The sequence below is a fragment of the Streptomyces sp. NH27 genome (genome assembly GCF_056859195.1).
In genome coordinates this window covers 1-23,939 of the sequence record NZ_JACEGK010000038.1, presented here as the reverse complement: position 1 = coordinate 23,939, position 23,939 = coordinate 1, and the positions used below count along the sequence as shown (strand labels likewise).

Genomic DNA, 23,939 nt, shown 5'->3' with positions numbered 1-23,939 from the left:
GGGGTGCGGCGCGACGGCATCCTCATCGACCCCGGGCACGACTTCGGGAAGAACACGCGGCACTCGCTGGAGGCGACGCGGCGGCTGCCCGAGATGACGGACACCGGGTGGCCCGTCCTCGTCTCGCTCTCCAACAAGGACTTCGTCGGGGAGACGCTGGACCGCCCGGTCAAGGAGCGGCTGATCGGCACGCTCGCGACCACCGCGGTGTCGGCGTGGCTCGGGGCGCAGGTGTACCGGGTCCACGAAGTGCCGGAGACCCGGCAGGTCCTGGAGATGGTCGCCGCGATCGCGGGCGACCGGGCGCCGAAGGTTGCGCGGCGGGGGCTCGCGTGACCCTCCGGGGTGGTGCGATCTGTCGGTTCAGGGACCACCTGTGAGTGGACGGTTGCGCGCGCAGGTGGTCCCTGAACCGGCAGAACCGTCCACCCCGGAGGGTCAGGGGCACCCGCTTACGCGCTCTCCTTGGTGACTCTGTCGACCGCGTCGTCGACGTCGTCGGTGACGTGGAAGAGTTCGAGGTCGGCCGGGGACGCCTTGCCCTCGGCGACGAGGGTCTTGCGGACCCAGGAGACGAGGCCGCCCCAGTAGTCGCTGCCGAAGAGGCCGATCGGGAAGCGGGTGACCTTCTTCGTCTGGACGAGGGTGAGCGCCTCGAAGAGTTCGTCGAGGGTGCCGAAGCCGCCGGGAAGGACCACGAACCCGCGGGCGTACTTGACGAACATGGTCTTGCGGACGAAGAAGTAGCGGAAGTTGACGCCGATGTCGACGTAGGGGTTGAGCCCCTGCTCGAAGGGCAGCTCGATGCCGAGGCCGACGGAGACCCCGCCGGCTTCGAGCGCACCCTTGTTGGCCGCCTCCATGGCGCCGGGGCCGCCGCCGGTGATGACGGCGAAGCCGGCCTCCGCGAGGGCGCGGCCGATCCGCACCCCGGCGTCGTACTCGCGGGAGTCGACGGAAGTGCGGGCGGAGCCGAACACGCTGACCGCGGGGCCGAGTTCGGCGAGCGCGCCGAAGCCCTCGACGAACTCGGACTGGATACGCAGCACCCGCCACGGGTCGCTGTGCACCCAGCCGGTGGCGCCCCGGTCGATGGCGCCCCGGCTGTCCAGCAGCCGCTGGTCGGTGGTGCCGGACAGCACCTGGCCGCGTCGGCGGATCACCGGCCCGGTGTGCCGTTCAGGCCAGCCCTTGCCCTCCGGGCGGCCCTCGGCGGCAGCGTTGGCAGCGGCCGCGGCGTCCTGCCAGTCACCGGAGTTCCCCCCCGCATCGTCTGGGTCGCTTGCGTCTGTTGTCATACCCGCAGCGTACGCATCAGGGCGCCGTCGACGGCGCCAGCGGGACCGCTCGCGGCGCTTCCAGTCGCCCGCTGAGCCAGGTCAGGGCGCCGGGGAACATCCGGCTCCAGGTCTTCCAGTTGTGCCCGCCCGCGGTCAGCTGGACCGTGCTGACGGTGCCGGGCGGCCGTACCGCGTCGGCGATCGCGTCGGCGAACTTCGGCGGGCTCTCCCGGTCCTGGAGGCTGGACTCGACCAGGATGTGGGCCGCCGGGCGGCCGTTGCGGGCCAGCCACAGCGGGTTGCGCACCCCGTGGCCCGGGTCGTCGGGGGCGAGCGCGGCCGCGGCGGCGAACCGGTTCGGGTAGTCCAGGGCGAGTCTGGCCGCGCAGTAGCCGCCGGTGGATATGCCCATCACCGCCCAGCCGCCGGGGCCGGGCAGGGTACGGAAGTTGGCCGCGACGGTGCTCGGTACGTCGTCGGTGAGCCAGGTGGCGACCTTGCTCTTGCCCGGCACGTCGGCGCAGCCGGTGTCCACCCGGTCGGGGGTGATGGTGGGCAGCACGAGGATCGCGGGTTCGGCCCGGCCCGCCGAGATCTCGCCGGCCATGATCCGGCCGATCCGCATGCCGCGCAGGAAGCTGTGCGGGGTGCCGGGTATGCCGTGCAGCACCTCGATCACCGGGAAGCGGGTGTGGGCGTACTCCTTCGCGGTGTACTGCGGCGGCAGCCAGACGATCACCTCGCCCTTGGTGTCGGAGTGCCAGCCGCGCACCGTGGCACGGCGGAATCCCGCGGAGTACGAGCCGAACACGACGTGGTAGTCGGGGACGGCGGGTGTCACGGCCGGGTGGGCGGCGGAGGCGGTGCCGCCACCGCCGCTGTTGGCGTCGCCGAGCAGGTCGGCCCACGAGGCGTAGAAGCCGTACTGGTTGTTGACCAGGACCATCATCAGGCAGATCGCGGTGGCCTGACAGAGCAGGATCATGCCCACCCGGGCCGCGGCACGCACCGCGCGGGGGCCTCGTACCTTCGACCACAGCAGCAGCGCGGCCGTCACCGCGCCGGCCGCCGCTATCAGGAGCACCACGGCGAACCACGTGCTGGTCAACCCCATGACCGCGTCCTCTCCCCCCGAACTTCGCCCGGATCGGGCGTATCCGATCACACCATGGCGGATGGGAGGATGCGCGCGCACCCCGGTTCGGTTGCTCGGACCGCCCGGACTATGGGGTGAGCCACTCCCGGAGCTTGCGCTCGGCCTCCTGTACGGCGGCGATCCGGACGTTCTCCTCGCGGGTGTGGGCGAGGGTCGGGTCACCCGGACCGTAGTTCACCGCGGGCACGCCGAGCGCGGAGAAGCGGGCCACGTCCGTCCACGCCTCCTTCGCCGCCGGCGGGGTGCCGATCGCCGCGACGAACGCGGCCGCGGCCGGCTGCGACAGGCCGGGCAGCGCGCCCGGGGCGCTGTCGGTGAGCACCACCTCGAAGCCGTCGAAGATCTCGCGCACCCGGTCCAGTGCCTCGGCCTCGCTCTGGTTCGGGGCGAACCGGTAGTTGACGGTGACCGCGCAGGTGTCCGGGATCACGTTCCCGGCGTGGCCGCCCTCGATGAGTACCGCGTTCAGGCCCTCCGGGTAGACCAGGCCGTCGATCTCCACCCGGCGCGGCTCGTACGCCGCCAGCCGGGCCAGGATCGGGGCGGCCTTGTGGATGGCGTTCTCACCCAGCCAGCTGCGGGCGGAGTGCGCGCGGCGACCGGTGGTCTGCACCCGGACCCGCAGCGTGCCCTGGCAGCCGCCGTCCACCCGGCCGTCGGTCGGCTCCATCAGCACCGCGAAGTCCCCGGCGAGCCAGTCCGGATGGCGCTCGGCGAGGCGCTTGAGCCCGTTGAACTCGGCGGCGATCTCCTCCGCGTCGTAGAACACGAAGGTCAGGTCGCGGTTGGGCGCCGGCAGCCCGGCGGCCAGCTTCAGCTGTACCGCCACGCCCGCCTTCATGTCCGAGGTGCCGCAGCCCCACAGCACGCCCTCGGCGTCCAGCCGCGACGGCAGGTTGTCGGCGATCGGGACCGTGTCCAAGTGGCCCGCCAGCACCACCCGTTCGGCACGGCCCAGTTCGGTCCTGGCCACCACCGCGTTTCCGTCCCGGTGCACCCGCAGATGCGGTTGCGCCTTCAGCGCCGCCTCCACCAGGTCGGCCAGTTCCTGCTCCGCCCGGCTCACCGATTCCACGTCCACGAGCTGCGCCGTCAACCCGGCGACGTCCTGCTCCAAGTCCAACACGGTTCCCATCCTGCCAGCGTAGGTGTTCCCCGCGCAGTGCCCGGTCGGGTGGTCCCGGGACGGCGGCACGGGGCGGTCGGGCGGATCGGGGGTCCCAACTTCGGTAGGGTGCGGGCGTGCCCGAGTCGCCGTCCCCAGCGAACGAGAAGAACAAGCGCGGCCGCGGCTGCGGCCTGCGGTTCACCGCGGGATTCATCGTGTTGCTCGCCATCGCGGGCTACATCGCCTACCGCTTCGAGAACAACAACAACCCGGCGGCCGCCGGCTGCACCGTGAAGACGGACGGCAACGACCTGACCCTCGACCAGGATCAGGCGGCGAACGCCGCGACGATCGCGGCCGTGGCGATGTCCCGCGGCCTGCCCGAGCGCGCGCTGACGATAGCCCTCGCCACGTCGATGCAGGAGTCCCGGCTGGTGAACCTCGACAACGGGGACCGGGATTCCGTCGGCCTGTTCCAGCAGCGCCCCTCGCAGGGGTGGGGCACCGCCCAGCAGATCCAGGACCCGGTGTACGCGTCGAACTCGTTCTTCGACAGCCTGGTGAAGATCAAGGACTACACGCGGCTGCCGCTGACCGTGGCCGCGCAGCGGGTGCAACGCAGCGGCTACCCGGAGGCGTACGCGAAGCACGAGGCGGACGCCACGATGCTGTCCGCCGCGCTGACCGGGCGCGACGAGGCGGCGCTGAGCTGCACCACCGGCGCGAACACCGCCTACAGCGCCGGCGGGCGGCTGGGCGACACCGCGAAGGTGACGGCACGGCTGAAGCGGGAGTTCGGCAGCCAGGTACGGCCGCGGGACGACAGCACGCCGCGCACCGTGGCGGTGCCGTCGACGCCGTCCGGGGGCGCCGCGGCGGGCGCCGGCAAGCAGCGCGGCTGGGCGCTGGCGCAGTGGGCGGTGGCGCACGCGCACGACCTGAAGGTGGAGCAGGTGAGCTTCGGGGACAGGCGTTGGCAGGCGGCGAAGTCCGACAAGGGGTGGCAGAAGACGGCGCCGGCCAAGACCGGTACGAACGCGAAGGGCGCCTCCGCGCCGGCCGCGGACACGCTCGTGCGGATCACCGTCGCCCGGTAGCCCTCACCCACCGGGGTCCCCCGGTCTGTCGGTTCAGGGACCGCCCACCCACCGCGACGTCCCGCACCTCCGCGGACACGGCACCCCGGAGGGTCAGGCGAGCCGACCCACCGCGGCCGCCACGCGCTCGTCCGTGGCGGTGAAGGCGATCCGGACGAAGTTCTGGCCGGTGGGACCGTAGAACTCGCCGGGGGCGACGAGGATGCCCTGCTTGGACAGGTCGCCGACGGTCTGCCAGCAGTCCTCTTCGCGGGTGGCCCACAGGTAGAGGCTGGCCTCGCTGTGCTCGACACGGAACCCGGCGGCCTCGAAGGCACCGCGCAGCGCGGCACGGCGCCGGGCGTAGCGCGCCTTCTGGGCGACCGCGTGCTCGCGGTCACCCAGGGCCGCGACCATCGCCGCCTGCACCGGCTGGGGCACGATCATCCCGGCGTGCTTGCGGACCGCGAGGAGTTCCGCGACGGCCACGGGGTCGCCGGCGAGGAAGGCGCCCCGGTATCCGGCGAAGTTGGACCGCTTGGACAGGGAGTGGACGGCGAGCAGGCCGTCGTGGGTGTCGCCGCACACGTCGGGGTGGAGCACGGAGACCGGCTCGGTGCCCTCCCAGCCGAGTTCGATGTAGCACTCGTCGGAGACGACGAGGATGCCGTGCTCGCGGGCCCAGGCCACGATCCGGCGCAGTTCGGCGGCGGACAGCACCCGACCGGTCGGGTTGGAGGGGCTGTTGAGCCAGAGCAGCCGGGTGCGGGACGGGTCGAGATCGGTGACCGGGTCGTCGTAGCCGGCCGCCTCGGCCCGGGCGATGAGCGCCCCGATCTCGTAGGTCGGGTAGGCGAGCGCCGGGTAGCCGACCTGGTCGCCCTCGCGCAGGTCGAGCAGGGTGGGCAGCCAGCCGACGAGTTCCTTGGAGCCGATCAGCGGCAGGACGTGCGCCGGGTCCGCCCCGCTGACGCCGTGCCACTCGCGCAGGTAGTGCGCGGCGGCCTCGCGCAGCGCGGCCGTGCCGTAGGTGAGCGGGTAGCCGGGGCTGTCCGCGGCGGCGGTCAGGGCCTGCCGGATCACCTCGGGGACGGGGTCCACCGGGGTGCCCACGGACAGGTCGACCACTCCGTCCTGGTGCGCGGCCGCCGTGGCCTTGTACGGCTCCAGGCGGTCCCAGGGGAAGACCGGAAGGCGGGCGGAGATGCTCAACGGGCTCACTCTCGCTGGGTGGTTCGTGCGGGCGGCGCAGAACGCCGGGCCCCGTAACGACCTGGTGCACGATGGGCGGCGGGCTCGCGACGCCCCTCGTGCACCAGGTCGTAGCGGCAGCAGTGCGCTGCCGTACGGGGCCCGGCGGTGTCAGCCCCGGGGGGTTGTCACCGGGTCACTGGTTCTGCGGGGGCAGTGCCGCGATGAAGGGGTGGTCACGCTCGATCAGACCCAGCTTCGAGGCGCCACCGGGCGAGCCGAGCTCGTCGAAGAACTCCACGTTGGCCTTGTAGTAGTCCTTCCACTCCTCCGGGGTGTCGTCCTCGTAGAAGATCGCCTCCACCGGGCAGACCGGCTCACACGCGCCGCAGTCGACACACTCGTCCGGATGGATGTACAAGGACCGGGAACCCTCGTAAATGCAGTCGACCGGGCACTCTTCGATGCACGCCTTGTCCTTGACGTCGACACAAGGCTGCGCGATGACGTAGGTCACGCTGTCGTTCCTCCTCGGTAGGGCTCATCTCGCGCGGGAGCGCGGCGTCGTCGATGCCCACACCTAGTATCTCCGTTCCTGGGCACGTTCCGAACAGGAGGGGCAGGCATGCGAGGGGATTTCTCGTCCGGAGCTCGGCTCGAAATCCGGATCACCCCTGCTGACGTGGGAAAACGCGTCTCGGTCCGGCAGTTGGTCCAGGTCACCGACGGGCATCCTATGTTCACCGATACGGTCGGTGTTCTCGCATCCTGGAATGCGGGAGTGGTCTGCGTCACGCGGCGGACCGGGGAGACGGTGCGGATCGAGGAGGAGACGCTGGTGGCGGGGAAGGTGGTGCCGCCCGCTCCTGAGCGGCGCGGCGGCGGCCGGGGCGGGCCGGGAGTGCCGGTGGCGACGGCCGAGGAGATCGAGTCGGTGGCGTCGCGGGCCTGGCCGCCGGTGGAGTCGGCGCCGCTGGGCGACTGGGTGCTGCGCGCGGCGGGCGGATTCACCCGGCGGGCGAACTCCGTTCTGTTGACGGGGCACCCGGGCAGACCGCTGGAGGAGGCGATCGGCGTCGTGACGCGGTGGTACCAGGAGCGCGGGCTCGTACCGCTGTTCCAGGTGCCGGACTCCTCGCGCTACGCCACGGAGTTGGACCGCGCGGGGTGGGTGCGCGAAGCGGACACCCTGGTCCGTACCGCCCCGCTGGCGCCGTTGACGTCGCCGACCGAGACCCCGGCCCTCCCGGTGGAGTTGTCCCGCACACCGGACACGACATGGCTCGCCTCCTACCACCGCACCGGCGAACTGGCGGACGCCGCGCTCAAGGTGGTCTCGGGCGGGCCGTCGGTGTGGTTCGCCACCGCGCCCGGCGCGATCGGCCGGGCCGTGGTCGAGGGACCCTGGGCGCTGTTCGGCGCGGTCGAGGTGGCGCCCGATCAGCGCCGGCGCGGCCTGGCCACCGCCGTGATGGGCGCGCTGGCCCGCCAGGCGTACGACGAGGGGGCGACCGCCGCGTACCTCCAGGTCGAGGCGGACAACGCGGCCGCCCGCGCGCTCTACGACCGGCTCGGCTTCACCGACCACCACGGCTACCACTACCGGCGCCCCCCGGCATGACGGCTTCGGTACGCGAACGGTTCGCCGCGGCGGCCCGCGAGGAGCGGCCCGACCTGGCGGAGTTGTGCCTGCTGATCGGCGCGGAGGCGGACCCGGCACTGGACGGCCCGGTGGCGGACCTCGCCCAGATCGAACTGGACCGGCTCGCCGGCCTGCTCCCGTACGGCTCCATCACCCCGCTGGACTGGGCCCAGGCGCTCGGCCGCGTGCTGGGCACCGGGCACGGCTTCCACGGCACCCCGGCGGACTACGGGTTGCTGTCGTCGTCACTGCTCCAGGAGGTGCTGCTGCGGCGGCGCGGGCTGCCGATCCTGCTGTCGGTGGTGTGGATGGAGGTGGCACGGCGCGCGGGGGCGCCGGTGCACGGGGTGGGGCTGCCGGGGCACTTCGTGGTGGCGCTGGGCGAACTGGAGCCGGGCGGCGCGGAGTTCGGCTCCGGGTTCGGCAACGGCCCGGCGCCGTACGTCCTGGTCGATCCCTTCGACGCGGGCCGCGTGCTGTCCGGGCCGGACGCCGAACGGCTCATGTCGGGCTCGGTCGGCGGCATCCAGGCCGGCACGGGCGCGGGCGGCCGCGCGATGGCCGCGCCCGTGCCCGCCGACACGCTGGACATCGTCCGCCGCGTGCTCAACAACATCCGGGCCTGGGCCGCACCCCGGCCCGAACGCCTCCCCGTCCAGCTCTGGACCCTCGACCTGACGCTGCTCCTCCCCCGCCATCCGGCGCGCCTGCGCTACGAACGGGCCCAGGTCCTCGTGCAGATGGGCGACTTCCTCGGCGGCGCGGCCGAGATGGAGGAGTACGCCGAGGTGATCGGGTCGTTCGACCCGGAGACGGCGGCAACCATCCGTACGAAGGCGCGGGCCGCGCGGGCCCGGCTGAACTGACCCTCCGGGGTGGTGTGTTCTGTCGGTCGAGGGACCGCCTGCCGGTGGTGGGCTGGTCGCGCGGTTCCCCGCGCCCCTGGATTTGCCCGGCCGCTCCCGGGCAAGCACGGTGGGAGCCGCACATACTCAGGGGCGCGGGGGGGCGCTCCCACCCAGGCGACGTGCTGGGGGAGAACTGCGCGCGCAACCGTCCACCGGCAGGTGGTCCCTCAACCGACAGCACCACCCACCCGGGCGGGTCACAGCCACCCCTTTTCGCGGGCGATGCGGACGGCCTCCGTCCGGTTGCGGGCGCCGGTCTTCTGGATCGCGGTGGAGAGGTAGTTGCGCACCGTGCCCTCGGACAGCAGCAGCCGCCGTGCGATCTCCGCGTTCACCGAACCGTCGGCGGCGGCGTTGAGCACTTCCCGCTCCCGCCCGGTCAGCGGGTCCGCGCCCTCGGCCAGCGCGGCCGCGGCCAGCGAGGGGTCGATCACCCGTTCACCCTGGAGCACCCGCCGTACCGCGTCGGCGAGTTGCGCGGCGGGCGCGTCCTTCACGAGGAACGCCTCCGCCCCTGACTCCATCGCGCGCCGCAGGTATCCCGGCCGGCCGAAGGTCGTCACTATGACGACCTTCACCGCCGGGGCCGCCTTCCGGAGCTGCCCGGCCGCCTCGATCCCGGTCATCCCGGGCATCTCGATGTCCAGCAGCGCCACGTCCGGCCGGTGCTCCAGCACCGCGGCCACCACCTCGTCGCCCCGCGCCACCTGCGCGACGACCTCGATGTCCGTCTCCAGCCCGAGCAGCGTGGCCAGCGCCTCCCTGACCATCGACTGGTCGTCGGCCAGCAGCACTCGGATCATCCGCGTCACCCCGGCAGGTTAGCGGCTCCGCCCGGCGGGGTCCGGCCGCGGCTGCGCCCTCACCCGGTGATGCGCATGAGGGTGACGTGGTTGCCGGCCACGGTGAAGGCGAAGTCGGAGGGGCCGTTGAAGCCGTTGCCGCCGACCTCGGCGGAGACCGTCGTCGTGTCGCCGGCGGTGCGGGCGCCGGTGACCCGGAGAGTGACCTGCTTGCCGATGAACTCGGCGTCGCTCCACTCCCGGACGGCGTCATGGCCGCGGAAGACCCGGCCCCAGTCGTCCACGGCGCCGTCCGGCGCGAACGCGGCAAGGAAGTCCTCGGTGTTCCCCGCGCTCGCCGCCTCCAGGGCCGCGGCGACGGGAATCGGCAGGGGCTCGGCGCTGGTCATGCCCGCTCAACGAGGACCCGCGGGCCAGGTCACGCACCGGATGGGCCGACCGGGGGGCGGCCGGGGGCCGGTCGCGGAGCCGGTCGCGGAGCCGGCGCCGTATGACATCTGTCATGCAGAAGTCACGACCGAGCACACTGCCGCCGGCCCTCCCCCTCGGGCCACAGTGGTGCCATGACCGCAGCATCAGTGAGCACGAGCACGCAGCAGCAGGCCGGGGCCCGCGGCCCGGGGCAACCGGTGGTGAGCTTCCGGGACGTGAGCAGGAGTTTCGGGGCCGTCCAGGCGGTCGCCGAGGTGAGCCTGGAGCTGCACCCCGGCGAGACGGTGGCGCTGCTGGGGCCGAACGGCGCCGGCAAGTCCACCGCGCTCGACCTGCTCCTCGGGCTGAAGAACGCCGACCGCGGGGAGGTGACGGTGTTCGGCACCAGCCCGGCGCAGGCGATCGCCAAAGGCCGGGTCGGCGCGATGCTGCAAAGCGGCGGGCTGATGGAGGAGGTCACGGTGCGCGAGCTGGTGGGGCTCGCCTGCGACCTGCACCCGAAGGCGTACCCGGTGGACCAGGTGCTGGCCGCCGCCGACCTCACCGACATCCGGGACCGGAAGGTCAACAAGCTCTCCGGCGGCCAGGAGCAGCGGGTCAGGTTCGCGATGGCCACGGCCGGCGCGAACGACCTGATCGTGCTCGACGAGCCGACCACGGGCATGGACGTGAGCGCACGGCAGGCGTTCTGGGCGACGATGCGTGCACAGGTCGACCAGGGCCGTACCGTGCTGTTCGCCACGCACTACCTGGAGGAGGCGGACGCGATCGCGGACCGCGTGCTGGTCCTGCACCGGGGCCGGCTGATCGCGGACGGCACCGCGGCGGAGATCAAGGCGCGCGCGGGAGCCCGCCGGATCACCTTCGACCTGACCGACGGCATCGACGAACAGGCGCTCGGCGCGCTGCCGAACGTGGTGGGCCTGGACGTGACCGGCCCGACCGTACGCATCCGCTCCGACGACGCGGACGCCACCATGCACGCGGTGTACGGGCTCGGCCTGTACCCGCGCAACCTCGAGGTCGCCGGGCTCGGCCTGGAGCAGGCGTTCCTCGCCATCACCGATGCCGCGACCAACGCCGCAGACAACGCAGCGACCAACGCCGAGGAGGCGGGGCAGCGATGACGACGCTGATCCGGCTGGAGATCACCCGCACCCTGCGGAACCGCAAGTTCATGTTCTTCTCGGTGCTCTACCCCGCGTTCCTCTTCCTGGCGATCAGCCTGAGCTACAAGAAGAGCGACACGGTCGGCGACCACGGGTTGTCGGCGGTGGCCTACCTGATGGTCTCGATGGCCGCGTTCGGCGCGATGACGGCGGTGCTGATGGGCAACGCCGAACGGATCGCGCGGGAGCGGGAGAAGGGCTGGGTACGGCAGTTGCGGCTGACCGCCCTGCCCGGCCGCGGCTACGTCACCGCGAAGGTCGCGTCGGCGGCCACGGTGAGCCTGCCGTCGATCCTGGTCGTGCTGCTGATCGGCGGACTCGTGAAGAGCGTCCGGATGGACACCTGGCAGTGGGTGGCGATCGCCTTCAGCACCTGGGCCGGCAGTCTGGTCTTCGCCGCACTCGGGGTGGCGATCGGCTATCTGGCCACCGCCGATGTGGCCCGGCCGATCTCCATGCTGTTCTACTTCGGCCTCGCGGTCCTGGGCGGCCTGTGGGTGCCGATCTACAGTTTCCCGCAGTGGTTGCAGAACCTCGCCGGCTACCTCCCGGCGCGACCGTACGTGGCCCTGAGCCAGGCGATCGAGGTGGGGAACGCCCCGCACGTCAAGGACATCACCGTCCTCGTCGTCTACCTGCTGCTCTTCGCGGGGGCGGCGGCCTGGCTCTACCGCAAGGACACCCGGAAGGCGTGACCGTATGACCGGCGACTGGTGGCGGCGGCCCGGCAACGGCGACGGCGACGGCGCCCGGCAGGACCGCACCGAGCCCGACGGCGAGCCGTGGCCGCAGTGGCGGCAGGAGCTGGAGGACGCCGACAACAGCCCGATGGGCCGGCCGCCGGAGAACCGCAAGCAGGCGATGATCAAGCTGATGTGGATCGGCATCTGGCTGATCTACCTGGCATCCCCGGTGAACGACCTGGTCAACGGCAGCCACTCGCCGGCCGCCGTGATCCCGGCCGCCTTCGGCCTGGTCGTGTTCGTCGCGTCGTACCTGGTGCTGGCCTTCTTCCGCACCAACCGCCCCGGGCCGCCCGAGCGCTGGGTGTGCGCCCTGCTGGTCGCGCTCGTCGTCCTGGCGCTGGTGCTGTCCGTCCTGCTCGGCAAGGACTGGCTGGTGCTGTTCGTGTACGTGGGGGTGGCGTGCGGAGCGGCGCTGCCCGGCAAGGACTCGCGGTGGGCGGTGCCGCTCTCGGCGGCGCTGCTCGCCGCGACCGGGGCGCTGGTCGACCCGCACGGCACGCTCTACCCGTCGCTGCTGCTGCCCGGCCTGCTCGGCGGGTTCGCGATGATCGGCGTGCAGCAGCTCGTGCGGACCATGCGGGAGTTGCGCTCCGCCCGTGACACCGTCGCGCAGCTGGCCGCGACCGAGGAGCGGCTGCGGCTCGCCCGCGACCTGCACGACCTGCTCGGGCACTCGCTGTCCCTGATCACCCTGAAGAGCGAACTGGCCGGGCGGATGCTGCCGGACCGGCCGCAGGACGCGGCCCAGCAGGTCGCCGACATCGAGTCGGTCAGCCGTCAGGCGCTGGTGGACGTGCGCGAGGCGGTCAGCGGCTACCGGCGCCCCACCCTGGCTGCCGAAGTCGCCTCGGCCCGCAGCGCGCTGGCCGCCGCGGGCGTCTCGGCCCGGCTGCACGTACCCGACCCGATCGACGGCCTCCCGCCGGCCGGGGAGGGCGCGCTGGCCTGGGCGCTGCGCGAGGCGGCCACCAACGTCATACGGCACAGCGGCGCGACGACCTGCGTGGTGGCCCTGGAGACGGGCGACGGCAACGCGACACTGACCGTCTCCGACGACGGGCGCGGGCCGGACGACTCCCGCCCGGCGGGCAACGGCCTGACCGGGCTGGGCGAGCGGCTGATCATCGCGGGCGGCAGCCTGAAGACCTCCCGGGCAGGTGACGGCGGCTTCACGCTCACCGCGGTGGTGCCGCTGGCCCCTGCGCCGGTGGGTGCGAAACAGCCGCCGAACGGTGAGTAGTAGGGTCCGGGCTGTGCCCGAGACCCCCGAGATCCCCGAGATCCCCGCGCCGAGCCAGGCGAGCCCCGAAGATCGCGAAGCCGCCAGGACCGCGTCCGCCGCATCCTCGGCGGACACCGCCGAAGACGGCGATGGCGCCGGCGACGACGCGACCGCCGGACCGGAAGCCGAGCACAGCGGCGCCGGACCGGACCTCGGCGAGCCCGGCTTCGCCCGCTCGGCGGCGGTGGTCGCCGGCAGCCTCGTCCCGGACTCCGTACTGCAGGTCGCCGCCCGAGCGACGCTGCCGTTCCAGGCGGCTCGCGCGGACCTGAGCTTCGCCACCGCCTTCTGGTACAACGACCTGATCGAGACCGGCGGCGACCACGAGGTCATCCGGCAGTACCTCGTCACGGCCGCGCCCCGCACCCGCTTCGAGATCGGGCAGTGGACGCTGCGCGGCGACCTCACCGACCCCGAACAGCCGCTCGACGAGCTGGTGATGGGCGGCTTCGCCAAGCGCTGGACGGTACTCGACGGCCTCGGGGTCGCGGTGATGCCCACCGTCGACCTGCATCTGCACGCCGAACGCAAGGGCTGGCGCTGGGACACCCAGGAGATCACCGACGGGCTCGCCGCGCAGGCCGACGACATCGCGGCGATCGGCGACGGGCCGCTGCCCGCGTACGTCCTCGGCCACCAGGCCGACGACAGCAGTGCCTCCGCGCACCCCGACCGGCCGCAGGCGCTACTGGCGGGCGAGGTGCACCGGCCGGCCCCCGACGCTCCGCTGACCTGGTCGGGCCCGCTGCCCACCGGCTTCGACGGCTCGCCGGTCTTCGCCGCACTGCCGCTGCCCGACGAGCAGTTGAAGCTGCTCTGCCTGGGTGTGGCCGTGCCGGGCGAGGGCGGGCCCGACGCCCCGGCGACCGTGGTCGCCTTCGCCGAACTGCGCTCCGCCATCCACGCGCTGGCCCCCCGCCGCAGGCGCCACTGGTGGCAGCGCGGCTGAGGGGCCCGGCCCGGGGAGCCGACCGAAGGGGCCTGCTCTACTTCAGCACCGCTCCCGGCAGCGTCACGCTCCGCCCGGCGACGGTCTTCGAGTTCAGCGCCTGGATCAGCGCGGTGGCGATGTCCTGCGGAGTGACCGCGGTCTTCGATCCGTCACCGCGCTCCAGCAGCACCCCGTCGAAGCGGCTGCCGTACAGCGGCTGGAGGGCCTTCAGGTCGATGTGCGGGGCGAGTTGGCCGTCCGGCGTGGCCTGCATGGTGAGGAACTGCGACAGCGTCTTCTCGAACACCACCATCCGGCCCGCGGCGAGGATCTGGACCTGGCCCATCATCGCGGTCTTGCCGAAGCCGTTGACGGCCTTGTTCAGCGTGGCCTGCGTGACCTTCGGCTGCACGTCGGTGACCCGGAGGTCGATCGGGGTGTTGCGGCCGGACTCGGCCCGCAGCCGGTAGGCCGCGGAGACCTGGGTCGCGGCGGCGTCCACGTCGACGGACTGGCTGGGCTTGCCGGGCACCGCGACGGCCTTGCCGTCGGCGAAGCGCACCATGCCGTCCGTGCCCTTGCTCGACTTGCCCGCCACGGTCGTCAACGCCGCCTTGAGCTTGTCCTGGTCGACGACTATCACCGGGTCCGTGACACTGGTCCGGCCGAAGAGCGAGCCGACCACCGAGACCGGGTTGTAGTCGGAGTGCGCCACCTTGTGGACGGTGGCGTCGGTGTCGATGGACAGGCCCGCGATCGACGGCTTGAGGGTGTGCTGCTTGCCGCCGACCGTGACGGTGAGGGACGCCGTGGCGCGGTTGCCGAGCGCGTGGTCGAGCTTCTTGACGGCCGTCGCCTGGCTGGTGTTGCCGATGTCCACGCCGAGCACGGTGGTGCCCTTGGGCACGTCGGAGTGGTTCATCAGCAGCCCGGCGCCGTACACGACGACGGCCGCGCCGACGACCGCGACGCCGAGCAGCGCCAGCTTGGAGCGGCCCTTCTTCGCCGGCTTGGCCGACTTGGCGGGCGCGGGCGTCGTGGACGAACCGGCCGGCGCCGCCGGTCCGGGCGGCGGCACCGCACCGGGGCCGCCCGCGGGGCGGCCCGGGCCCTCCCCCGACGGCACGGTCGGAATGCCGCCGACCAGGGTGTCACCGGAGTCCCGCCGCCGGGGCGGCTCGGCACCACCCGCGGCCGGCGGGCGGAAGGCGCGCTCGACGGAGTCGCCGCCGACCGGCGGCACCCGCATGTCGCCGGTCGCCGGGCCGGTGGGGGCCCCGGCGGGCGGCGGGAGCGGCGCGGCGCCGCCGGACGCGAACGGGTCGGTGGGGATGCCGCGTGGCACCCCGGGCGGGAAGTCCTCGGTGCCGAACAGCGCCGGGCCGCGGCCCGGTTCGGCGCCGCCCCCGGCGCCCGCGGGGGTCTCGAAGGGCGAGGTGAACCCGCCCGAGGGGGTGTCGTGCGGGCCGCGCGCGGCCGGGGCGTCGTCGAACGGCGAGCCCACCGGCGGCGGCAGGAACGCCTGCGGAATCTGCTGCGTACCGGTGTCGGAGTCGGTGAACTGCTCTGCGTACGGCCCCGCGAAGGGGTCGTCGGCCCGCGGGGTGCCCCCGGCGGGAGTGCCCGCGCCGAAGAAGGCGTCCGCGACCGGGGACCCGGCGGCGTCCGGCGCGTTGCCGCCGCCCGCGGACGGCACCGGCGGCACGGTGAAGCCGCCGCCGGCCGGCCCGTTGCCGGGCGCACCGCCACGCTGGAAGTCGCCCTGGAAGCCGTCGCCGGAGAAGCCCTCGGAGAACCCGTCGCCGGTCGCTCCCGCGGCCAGGGGGAAGCCCGACGGGGCCGGACCCGAACCGCCGCCGGGGGCCGCGCCGGTGTCCGTACCGAAGCCGGGGCCGTCGCCTGGGAAGCCGTCGCGCGGGAAGTTGTCGCCCGCACCGAAACCGGAACCAGCACCAGCACCAGCACCCGAGCCGACACCGGAGCCCGCGCCGGCACCCGTAACGGTGGCCGAGCCCGTACCCGAGCCCGTGGGGCCGACCGGCTTGCGCGGCGCGAACCAGTCGCTGGTCTTCTCCTTCTTCGCCGCCCGCTCCTGCGGCCCTTCGCCGCCCTGCCCGCCGTCGGCGGGCGGTTCACCGGCGGAGGCCGCACCGTCGCCCGGGGCGGCGGCAGCGTCCGGTGTGCCCGCGCCCTGCGGTCCGACCGCGGGGGCGGCCGCGCCCTCCTCGACGGTGGTGCGCATGACGACCGGCGGAATCGGCCGGGAGCCGGGGATGTTGATCCTGATCCGGGTGGTCAGCGTCGTCTCGGTCCTGGGCTCGCCGGCCACATCCGTGCCCTGCTCGGCCGCTTCGGCTCCGTCCTGCTCCGGATCGGCCGTACGCGACTGCTCCTGCGGGTGCAGCGACGGGAAGGGGCGAGGGCCGTAGGGCGGGGTCCCTGACGGGTACGCGGCACCGCCGCGTCCCTGGGGACCGGAGGACGAACTGTCAGTTTCACGACTCAATGCAGGCTCTCCCGGTTAGCCACGCCGCCCGACACATCACTTGGCAGGCGGCTCGCCGGCGCACCCACCATACCGACCTGTGCGCGAAGGCGGCCGCGGTCCGGCGGAACGCTGGGGCACACCCAACCATGCGCCGGCCCCTGCCCGCCAAGTCAGGTCCGATTCGTGCCGGATGGGGCTGCTTGGGGCAGCGTGGCGCAGATCACCGCCGCCAACGCCCCACCGAGCAGGTAGATGTACGGCCCGACGCCGGCGGCGAGCAGGAAGTCGCCCTCCGGCTGGGAGCCGCTGAGCAGGATCACGCACACCAGCCAGACCGCGGCGGGCACGACGGTGCCCAGCCGGGTGCCGGTGAGCTTCCCGCCGCCGTAGAAGACGGCCACGCACCCGCCGAGCGCCAGCAGCAGCCCGCCGGGCTCCCAGGCGGCCTGGACGAGCGCGCCGGCCACCGCGACGACGACCGCGAGCACGGCGAGGCCGAAGTATCCGGCGAACCGGGCGCCTTGCGTCCCCAGCGGGTTGCTGGACAGCGGCCGGATCATCGGCGTACGGGACGGGATCGGGCCGCGGCCGGCGGCGGGGCGGCTCACCGCTCACCACCCGAAGCTTCGGCGGACGCGGGCCCGGCGCCGAACAGGTCGTCCGCGCGGCCGACGGGCTCGCCCCGCACCTGCCGGTAGTACTCGACGGCGAAGAACGGCTGGCCGAGGTCGTTGGAGAGCGCGAAGAAGGGACCGTCGACGGCGATCTGGCTGGCGTGCGCCCGCATCGCGGCGGTCTTGCGGTCGGCGTGGGCGGCGCCGTCGACCGATACGGTCACGAGTGCGTCGTCGACCACGCCGGGGACGTCGTCCGGGGTCGCGATGCCCTCGAACGGGAAGTCCAGGCCCTGGGCGGCGAGTCGGTCGAAGCCGGCCTGCACGACCGAGCGGGGCGTGCAGATCTCGTAGACACGGTCGATCCGGTGGCCGCGCTCGGCGGCGAGTTCGTAGCCGCGCATGGCGACGCGATGCGCCTGGATGTGGTCCGGGTGGCCGTAGCCGCCGTTGTCGTCGTAGGTCACCAGGACCTGGGGGCGCACCTCCAGGATGACGTCGGCGAGGTGGCCGGCCGCCTCGTCCAGGTCGGCACGCCACAGGCAGGCCGGATTGTCGTTCTGGGCGACGCCCATCATCCCGGAGTCCCGGTAGCGGCCGGGGCCGCCCAGGAACCGGTGGTCGGTGACCCCCAACTCGGCCATGGCCGCGGCCAGTTCGCCGATCCGGTACTGGCCCAGGGTGTCGTCGCGGTCGGCGGCGAGATGGGCCAGTTCCGGCGGAATGACCTCACCCTCCTCACCGAGAGTGCAGGTGACAAGGGTGACGTGCGCCCCCTCGGCCGCGTACTTGGCCATGGTGGCGCCGGTGTTGATCGTCTCGTCGTCCGGGTGGGCGTGGACGAACAGCAGGCGCCGCTCAGGGGGGCCGCCAGGAGCATCGGTCATGGTCGAAGCCTACGGCTCCGCCCACCGAACCCGGGCAGCGGCCGGCGCCGCCGCCCGCACCGGCGTCGAGATCAGATGTCGGGATCAGGTGTCGGGATCAGATCTTGATGTTGGAGATGGTCTGCGCCACGTTGCTGGTGAGGTCGGTGATCTGGGGTGCCCACGAGGAACTGGCGAGGTAGAAGCCGAGCAACGTACAGGCCACCGCGTGCCCCGCCTTGAGCCCTGATCGACGGATCAGCAGGAACACGATGACTAGCAGCAGCAGCACCGCCGAAATCGAGAGTGCCACAGCGGCTCACCTCCTCATACGCAGGGTCCATGTCAGTTGCCACATGCTTATTACCCACCCACGGCTACGGATCATAACTTTCCGTCCGACCGCATATGTCGGAGCACGGAAGCACGCGGGGGCGCATGACGAGATCCAGCCAACTGCCTTGTCCGGTACGGCGCTTGAGCCGATGCCGGATGGCCAGGTCAGCGCGGCGCGGGCGCCGCCGGGCGCTAATACGGGGGCGATTGTCAGCACCACCCTCTAGGGTCGCGGGTATGACGTACCTCTCATTCCCACGGCAGCACGCGAGGACACAGCGGTTCACTCTCGGGGCGCCGCGGGCGTTCGCGGTCGCGCCCGGCGGGGACCGGGTGGCGTTCGTGCGCTCCCGGTCGGGCACCGAGCGGGAGCAGCTGCTGTGGGTGCTGGACCTGCCGGCGGACGGCGGGGAAGGAGGAGGCGGCGGCGCGGCGGTGGAGCGGCTGGTGGCCGATCCCGCCGCGGTGCTCGGCGGCGTGGACGAGGAGCTGCCCGCGGCGGAGCGGGCCAGGCGCGAACGCAGCCGGGAGGGCTCGGCGGGCGTGGTGGCCTTCGCGGTGGACGACGCGATGGCGCTGGCCGCCTTCGCGCTGTCGGGACGGCTGTTCGTGGCGGATCTGACCGCCGCCGAGGGGGCCGGCGAGACCGGCGGTGCGCCCGCGGTGCGCGAACTGCCCGTGCCGAGCCCGGTGGTGGACCCGCGGCCGTCCCCGGACGGCCGGTGGGTGGCGTACGCGGCGGGCGGCGCGCTGCGGGTGGTCGGCGCCGGGGACCGCGAAGGCGGCGCGGACCCGACCGACCGCGCGCTCGCGGAGCCGGACGGCGATGCGGTGACGTGGGGGCTGGCGGAGTTCGTCGCGGCCGAGGAGATGGCCCGCACCCGCGGCTTCTGGTGGGCGCCGGACAGCAGCGCGCTGCTCGTCGCGCGGGTGGACGAGGCGCCGGTCCAGCGCTGGTGGATCTCGCAGCCCGCGCACCCGGACCGGGCGCCGGTCGAGGTGGCCTACCCGCAGGCGGGCACGCCCAACGCGGAGGTGACGCTGGCGCTGTTCGGCCTGGACGGCTCGCGCACCGACGTCGAGTGGGACCGGGACCGCTATCCGTACCTCGCGGCGGTGCACTGGTCGGCGACCGGCCCGCTGCTGCTGGTGCAGAGCCGGGACCAGCGCGCGCAGGTGTACCTGGCGGTGGACCCCGGGACCGGCGGGACCGGCACGGTGGCCGTCGAGGAAGATCCAACTTGGCTTGATCTCTTCCCCGGTGTGCCGGTCCGGACCCCGGCCGGCGAGCTGGTCACGATCACCGACACATCGGGAGCACGCGCCCTGAAGGTGGGCGAAAGGACGCTGACCGGCCCGGAGTTGCACCTGCGGGCGGTGCTGGACGCCGGCGCCGGGGACGTCCTGGTGACCGCGTCCGCCGGCGAGGCGGCGGCCGAGCCGGAGATCGGCGAGGTGCACGTCTACCGGGTGGACCAGCGCGCCACGGACGCCGCCCCGGTCCGGATCTCGGACGAGCCGGGCGTGCACACCGCGGTGCGGGGCGGCGGTCTGACGGTGCTGACGTCCTCCACCCTGGACCGCCCCGGATCGGTGACCCGGGTGCTGCGCGACGGCACCGAGGTCGCCCGGATCGCCTCGCACGCCGAGACCCCGTCGCTGACCGCGCGGCCCCGGCTGCTGGAGGCCGGTCCGCTGCGCATCCCGACCGCGGTCCTGCTGCCCTCCGACCGGCAGGAGGGCGACGGCCCGCTGCCGGTGCTCCTGGACCCGTACGGCGGCCCGCACGGCCAGCGGGTGTCCGCGGCGCACAACCCGTACCTGGTCTCGCAGTGGTTCGCCGATCAGGGCTTCGCGGTGATCGTGGCCGACGGCCGCGGCACCCCGGGCCGTTCACCCCAGTGGGAGAAGTCCATCGCCGGCGACTTCGCCGGGGTCTCGTTGCCCGACCAGGTGGCGGCGCTGCACGCGGTCGCCGAGCAGTACCCGCTGGATCTGGGCCGGGTGGCGATCCGCGGCTGGTCGTACGGCGGTTATCTCGCCGGGCTCGCGGCGCTGCGCCGTCCGGACGTCTTCCACGCCGCGGTGGTGGGTGCCCCGGTCACCGACCTGCGGCTGTACGACACGCACTACATGGAGCGCTATCTCGGCGACCCCCGCGAGCAACCGGAGGTCTACGAGGCGAACTCGCTCGTGGGCGACCACGGCCTGGTGCAGGCCGCCGAGCCGGCCCGGCCGATGATGGTGATCCACGGCCTCGCCGACGACAACGTCCTGGTGGCCCACTCGCTGCGGCTGTCCACCGCGCTGCTGGCGGCCGGCCGGCCGCACGAGGTGCTGCCGCTGTCCGGGGTCACCCATATGACGGCCCCCCAGGAGCAGGTTGCCGAGAACCTGTTGCTGCTCCAGGTGGACTTCCTCAAGCGCGCCCTGGGCGCCCGCCCGCGCGGTTAGCCGCGGCCCCGCCCGGACTTGCCCGGACCCGGTGCACACCGCGCGCCCGAAGCCCTCGACACTTGACGTGTCGGGGGCTTCCTCGTTCCGGCCGTTCGGGTGGCGATACTCGAACTCGGTCCGGCCGCAGGGGTCCAGGAATCTCGGCGGACGACCGGCCGGGGATCACAGCCTCACGAGCCCCGACCGGCCTACCGCACCCGCACGGCCGTACGTTGTTCAGACTGCTCGGTCCGTATATCGGAGCTGCGACGGAAAAGTTGCTTGCATGTAAACACGCTACGTACCAGTATGTAAGTTTTGTCCGTTTCTAAAATCCGTTGTCAAGCACGCGTGGACACCAATCTGCAAAACCTTCGCTCAAGATGCCAAACAACAAGCTTTCTTCCCTCCTCCGCCTCTTGACTGGAAGTTGATTCCATTGCGAAAGTCCGCTCAACCCATGACGCACAACCAGCGTCACAACGCACGCTTTTGGTCCCCGGGGAAGTAGCCAATGACGAGTCCAAGCCAGGCTGACGCCAACAGCGGCAGCCTCATCCTCGAACCCGAGGGTGAGCCCGAGCCGACCACGGGGGCGAGCAACAACGAGCTGGCCGGGCGCACGCCCCGGCAGCTCGCGTGGCTGCGCTTCAAGCGGGACAAGACGGGCATCGTGTGTGCCGGCGTCGTGGCGTTCTTCCTGTTGATCGCGATCTTCGCGCCGGTGATCGCCAAGATCTACGGCAAGAACCCCTACGACCTCTACGGCCAGGACGACGGCCTGCTCAACAGCTTCGGTCTGCCGCTGAAGCCCAACGGCGGTATGGACAGCCACTACTGGTTCGGCCTGGAGCCGCGCCTCGGCCGTGACGTGTTCACCCTGCTGCTGTACGGCATCCGCAACTCGCTGGGCATCGCGGCGGCGGTCACCATCCTGTCGGTCGTCGTGGGTGTGCTCTTCGGCATCACCCAGGGCTACCTGGCCGGCCGCTCGGACTACTTCATGGGCCGCTTCTCCGACTTCATGCTGTCCTTCCCGCAGCAGCTCTTCTTCATCGCCTTCTCGCCGGTCATGATCGCCGTCTTCGTGAAGCCGGGCGACCAGGAGCCCTGGTGGGTGCGGCCGTTCGTCCTGGTGGCCGTCCAGTTCGTGCTCGGCTGGATGAGCGTGGCCCGTCTCGTCCGCGCCCAGGTGCTGAGCCTGCGTGAACGCGAGTTCGTCGAAGCGGCACGGATCAGCGGCGCCTCCTCCTGGCGCATCATCCGCAAGGAACTGATGCCCAACCTCGGCAGCACCATCCTGGTGCAGACCACCCTGCTGCTCCCGGTCTTCGTGACCGCGGAGGCCGGCCTGTCGTTCCTCGGTGTCGGCATGCTCCCGCCGACCCCCGACTGGGGTCTGATGTTCCAGACCGGTGCCGCGTACTACCAGAGCGACCTCACCTTCATGTTCTTCCCCGGTATCGCGATGGTGCTCTTCGTCGTCGCGTTCAACCTGCTCGGGGACTCGGTCCGGGACGCTCTCGATCCCAAGACCCTCCGCTAGCAGCGCCCAACCATCAGTTGTCCAGGTCGTCGTGCCAGTCCGTTATCAGGGGGCAGCGCACGACGGCATCGGTGGCAGTTCAGTCCAGTGACAGGCAGGATTTTCATGAGATACAGCAAAGCTCGGGCGACGGCCGCACTCGCGGCCGTCGGGGCGCTGTCGCTGACCGCTGCGTGCAGCAGCGGCAGCAGCGACACGGGGAACGGGGCCACTGGCGGGGGCAAGGCTACAACCGCGCCGGTCCCGAACTACGGTCTCGGCACTGCCGCTGACTCCACCGGCCCCGCGCCCGCCGTGCCCGGTGCGGTCAAGGGCGGTACCGCGTACGACCTGAACCAGGCCGGGTACGACTACCTCGACCCGGGCCAGCAGTACGTCAGCGACCAGCTCTCGGTCTCGCCGCTCTACGCCCGTACGCTGACCGGCTACAAGATCGACCCGACGACCGGCAAGACGATGCTGGTCGGCGACCTGGCCACCGACACCGGTAAGATGTCGGACGCCGGCAAGACCTGGACCTTCACCCTCAAGGACGGGCTGAAGTACCAGGACGGCACCGCCATCACCTCGAAGGACATCAAGTACACCATCGAGCGGCTGTACTCGGACTTCGAGACCCAGGGCCCGCAGTACATCCAGAACTGGCTGTACGGCGACAACTACCGGAAGCTCTACAAGGGCCCGTACACCGGCCAGGAGATCCCGGACACCATCCTGGGCACCCCGGATGACAAGACCATCGTCTTCCACTTCAAGACCCCGCACGCCGACGCGCCGTACGCGATGGCGATGCCGACGACCGCTCCGGTCGAGAAGTCCAAGGACGACAAGGGCGCGTACAACAACCACCCGGTCTCCTCGGGCCCGTACGAGATCGCGTCCTACAAGCCCAACAAGTCGCTGGTCTTCAAGCGGAACCCGTACTGGGACCCGAAGACGGACCCGATCCGCAACGCGTACCCGGACTCCTGGAACTTCCAGCTCGGCATCGAGCAGCCCAGCCTCTCGCAGCGGCTGATGGCCGGTTCCGGCACCGACAAGCAGGCGGTCGACCTGTCCGGTATGGCCGACCCGTCGGTCATGGAGAAGCTGGTCACCGACCCGAGCTACAAGACCCGGACGGTCAACCAGTACCAGCCGTACGTCGAGACGCTGGACATCAACACCAAGCGCATCACCAACGTCAAGGTTCGCCAGGCGATCCTCGAGGCGTTCCCGATGACCCAGGTGCAGCAGCAGTACGGTGGCGCGCCGCAGGGTGACCTCGGCACCACGCTGCTCAGCCCGACCATCGCCGGCTGGAAGAAGTACGACCCGTACGGCAAGCTCGCCCAGCCGACCGGCAACATCGCGAAGGCCAAGGAGCTGCTGAAGGAGGCCGGCAACCTGCACCCGAAGCTGGTCTTCCCGTACTCCAACACCACCCGGATGCAGAACGTCTCGCTCACCATCGCCAACGGGCTGGAGAAGGCGGGCTTCCAGGTCGTGCGCAAGGCCATCGACCCGACGTCGTACTACACGGTCGTCGGCAAGGTGAACAACCAGTACGACATCTACCGCACCGGCTGGGGTGCCGACTGGCCGAACGCGTCGACGGTGATCCCGCCGACCATGGACGGCCGCAACCTTCAGGACGGCACGACCAACTACAGCTTCCTGAACGACAACCACATCAACACCGAGATCGACCGGATCAAGGCGGAGCCCGACCTCAAGCAGCAGACCGCTGACTGGGAGGCACTGTCCGAGTACTCGCTGAAGACCGACATCGCCCAGGTGCCGTTCCTCTTCGACAAGTACTTCAACATCTACGGCTCCGGCCTCGGGGGCGTCACCTACAACTCGGTGGTCGGCGTCATCAACGCCAGCACCATCTACGTCAAGAAGTAGTTCGGCCTCCGGGCGGCCGGCCCCGATCATCCTTCGGGG

Annotated in this window: 21 protein-coding genes and 1 pseudogene; 11 read left to right on the top strand and 11 right to left on the bottom strand. The window is 72.1% G+C overall.

Translation table 11 applies throughout. The features are described 5' to 3' along the window. A partial coding sequence (locus AC13HU_RS05745; protein WP_483040636.1) for a dihydropteroate synthase occupies positions 1-336 on the top strand: 336 nt, incomplete at its 5' end. Positions 337-452: 116 nt separating this feature from the next. Here AC13HU_RS05745 and AC13HU_RS05740 read toward each other — a convergent pair. The 3 genes from AC13HU_RS05740 to dapE form a co-directional block, all read right to left on the bottom strand. Next, the gene (locus tag AC13HU_RS05740) at positions 453-1,298 is read right to left on the bottom strand and encodes an LOG family protein (RefSeq protein WP_483040635.1); all 846 of its coding nucleotides are present in this window, start codon (positions 1,296-1,298) and stop codon (positions 453-455) included. Between the two features lie 16 nt (positions 1,299-1,314). After that, positions 1,315-2,394: an alpha/beta hydrolase gene (locus tag AC13HU_RS05735; protein ID WP_483040634.1), complete on the bottom strand. Its 1,080-nt coding sequence runs from the start codon at positions 2,392-2,394 to the stop codon at positions 1,315-1,317. A gap of 109 nt (positions 2,395-2,503) precedes the next feature. Beyond that, positions 2,504-3,571 carry a succinyl-diaminopimelate desuccinylase gene (gene dapE / locus AC13HU_RS05730; protein WP_483040633.1) on the bottom strand — a complete coding sequence of 356 codons (1,068 nt, stop codon included), beginning with the start codon at positions 3,569-3,571 and terminating at the stop codon, positions 2,504-2,506. A gap of 107 nt (positions 3,572-3,678) precedes the next feature. Here dapE and AC13HU_RS05725 point away from each other — a divergent pair, with 107 nt between their 5' ends. Continuing rightward, positions 3,679-4,641 (top strand): VldE C-terminal domain-containing protein, encoded by a 963-nt coding sequence (locus AC13HU_RS05725; protein WP_483040632.1) that lies wholly within the window; start codon positions 3,679-3,681, stop codon positions 4,639-4,641. 93 nt (positions 4,642-4,734) lie between these two features. Here AC13HU_RS05725 and dapC read toward each other — a convergent pair whose 3' ends face one another. Both dapC and fdxA read right to left on the bottom strand, forming a co-directional pair. Further along, complete coding sequence (dapC, locus tag AC13HU_RS05720) at positions 4,735-5,832, bottom strand: succinyldiaminopimelate transaminase (protein ID WP_483040631.1); 1,098 nt, start codon at positions 5,830-5,832, stop codon at positions 4,735-4,737. Between the two features lie 175 nt (positions 5,833-6,007). Further along, positions 6,008-6,328: a ferredoxin gene (fdxA, locus tag AC13HU_RS05715; RefSeq protein WP_018089397.1), complete on the bottom strand. Its 321-nt coding sequence runs from the start codon at positions 6,326-6,328 to the stop codon at positions 6,008-6,010. A gap of 108 nt (positions 6,329-6,436) precedes the next feature. On the opposite strand from fdxA, the gene AC13HU_RS05710 reads away from it, so the two are divergent. Both AC13HU_RS05710 and AC13HU_RS05705 read left to right on the top strand, forming a co-directional pair. Then, positions 6,437-7,432: a GNAT family N-acetyltransferase gene (locus AC13HU_RS05710; protein WP_483040630.1), complete on the top strand. Its 996-nt coding sequence runs from the start codon at positions 6,437-6,439 to the stop codon at positions 7,430-7,432. Next, on the top strand, positions 7,429-8,319 hold the full coding sequence (locus tag AC13HU_RS05705; protein WP_483040629.1) for a transglutaminase family protein: 891 nt from the start codon (positions 7,429-7,431) through the stop codon (positions 8,317-8,319). The genes AC13HU_RS05710 and AC13HU_RS05705 overlap by 4 nt, the downstream gene beginning before the upstream one ends. Positions 8,320-8,558: 239 nt before the next feature. On the opposite strand, the gene AC13HU_RS05700 is transcribed toward AC13HU_RS05705, so the two are convergent. Together AC13HU_RS05700 and AC13HU_RS05695 are read right to left on the bottom strand one after the other, a co-directional pair. Next, entirely contained in the window at positions 8,559-9,173 is a 615-nt protein-coding gene (locus AC13HU_RS05700; RefSeq protein WP_483040628.1) for a response regulator, read from the bottom strand. Positions 9,174-9,223: 50 nt separating this feature from the next. Then, complete coding sequence (locus AC13HU_RS05695; RefSeq protein ID WP_483040627.1) at positions 9,224-9,553, bottom strand: nuclear transport factor 2 family protein; 330 nt, start codon at positions 9,551-9,553, stop codon at positions 9,224-9,226. 174 nt (positions 9,554-9,727) lie between these two features. On the opposite strand from AC13HU_RS05695, the gene AC13HU_RS05690 reads away from it, so the two are divergent. Genes AC13HU_RS05690 through AC13HU_RS05675 form a run of 4 tightly spaced genes read left to right on the top strand, consistent with a single transcriptional unit; the run spans position 9,728 to position 13,742 of the window. Then, complete coding sequence (locus AC13HU_RS05690; protein WP_483040626.1) at positions 9,728-10,723, top strand: ABC transporter ATP-binding protein; 996 nt, start codon at positions 9,728-9,730, stop codon at positions 10,721-10,723. Then, the gene (locus AC13HU_RS05685) at positions 10,720-11,460 is read left to right on the top strand and encodes an ABC transporter permease (RefSeq protein WP_483040625.1); all 741 of its coding nucleotides are present in this window, start codon (positions 10,720-10,722) and stop codon (positions 11,458-11,460) included. The genes AC13HU_RS05690 and AC13HU_RS05685 overlap by 4 nt, the downstream gene beginning before the upstream one ends. 4 nt (positions 11,461-11,464) lie before the next feature. Beyond that, positions 11,465-12,751, top strand: coding sequence for a sensor histidine kinase (locus tag AC13HU_RS05680; RefSeq protein WP_483040624.1), 1,287 nt, complete (start codon positions 11,465-11,467; stop codon positions 12,749-12,751). Positions 12,752-12,764: 13 nt separating this feature from the next. Next, positions 12,765-13,742, top strand: a complete 978-nt coding sequence (locus AC13HU_RS05675) for a hypothetical protein (RefSeq protein ID WP_483040623.1) — start codon at positions 12,765-12,767, stop codon at positions 13,740-13,742. A 2,215-nt stretch (positions 13,743-15,957) separates the two neighbouring features. Here the strand turns inward: AC13HU_RS05675 and AC13HU_RS05670 are convergent. The 4 genes and pseudogenes from AC13HU_RS05670 to AC13HU_RS05655 form a co-directional block, all read right to left on the bottom strand. Then, positions 15,958-16,230 (bottom strand): annotated as a pseudogene (locus AC13HU_RS05670) (hypothetical protein); the annotation flags it as partial. A gap of 152 nt (positions 16,231-16,382) precedes the next feature. After that, positions 16,383-16,820, bottom strand: coding sequence for a DUF6113 family protein (locus AC13HU_RS05665; protein WP_483040622.1), 438 nt, complete (start codon positions 16,818-16,820; stop codon positions 16,383-16,385). Next, a complete protein-coding gene (gene mshB, locus AC13HU_RS05660) occupies positions 16,817-17,713 on the bottom strand; it encodes an N-acetyl-1-D-myo-inositol-2-amino-2-deoxy-alpha-D-glucopyranoside deacetylase (RefSeq protein WP_483040621.1) in 897 nt (298 codons plus the stop codon). The genes AC13HU_RS05665 and mshB overlap by 4 nt, the downstream gene beginning before the upstream one ends. 97 nt (positions 17,714-17,810) lie before the next feature. Beyond that, positions 17,811-18,005 (bottom strand): hypothetical protein, encoded by a 195-nt coding sequence (locus AC13HU_RS05655; RefSeq protein WP_328468859.1) that lies wholly within the window; start codon positions 18,003-18,005, stop codon positions 17,811-17,813. Positions 18,006-18,265: 260 nt separating this feature from the next. Between AC13HU_RS05655 and AC13HU_RS05650 the strand changes: the two genes are divergently transcribed. The 3 genes from AC13HU_RS05650 to AC13HU_RS05640 all read left to right on the top strand — a co-directional run bounded on the left by AC13HU_RS05650 (position 18,266) and on the right by AC13HU_RS05640 (position 23,900). Next, positions 18,266-20,482: a S9 family peptidase gene (locus tag AC13HU_RS05650; protein WP_483040620.1), complete on the top strand. Its 2,217-nt coding sequence runs from the start codon at positions 18,266-18,268 to the stop codon at positions 20,480-20,482. A 496-nt stretch (positions 20,483-20,978) separates the two neighbouring features. Beyond that, a complete protein-coding gene (locus AC13HU_RS05645) occupies positions 20,979-22,010 on the top strand; it encodes an ABC transporter permease (protein ID WP_483040619.1) in 1,032 nt (343 codons plus the stop codon). Positions 22,011-22,115: 105 nt separating this feature from the next. After that, positions 22,116-23,900: an ABC transporter substrate-binding protein gene (locus tag AC13HU_RS05640; RefSeq protein WP_483040618.1), complete on the top strand. Its 1,785-nt coding sequence runs from the start codon at positions 22,116-22,118 to the stop codon at positions 23,898-23,900. Positions 23,901-23,939 lie beyond the last annotated feature (39 nt).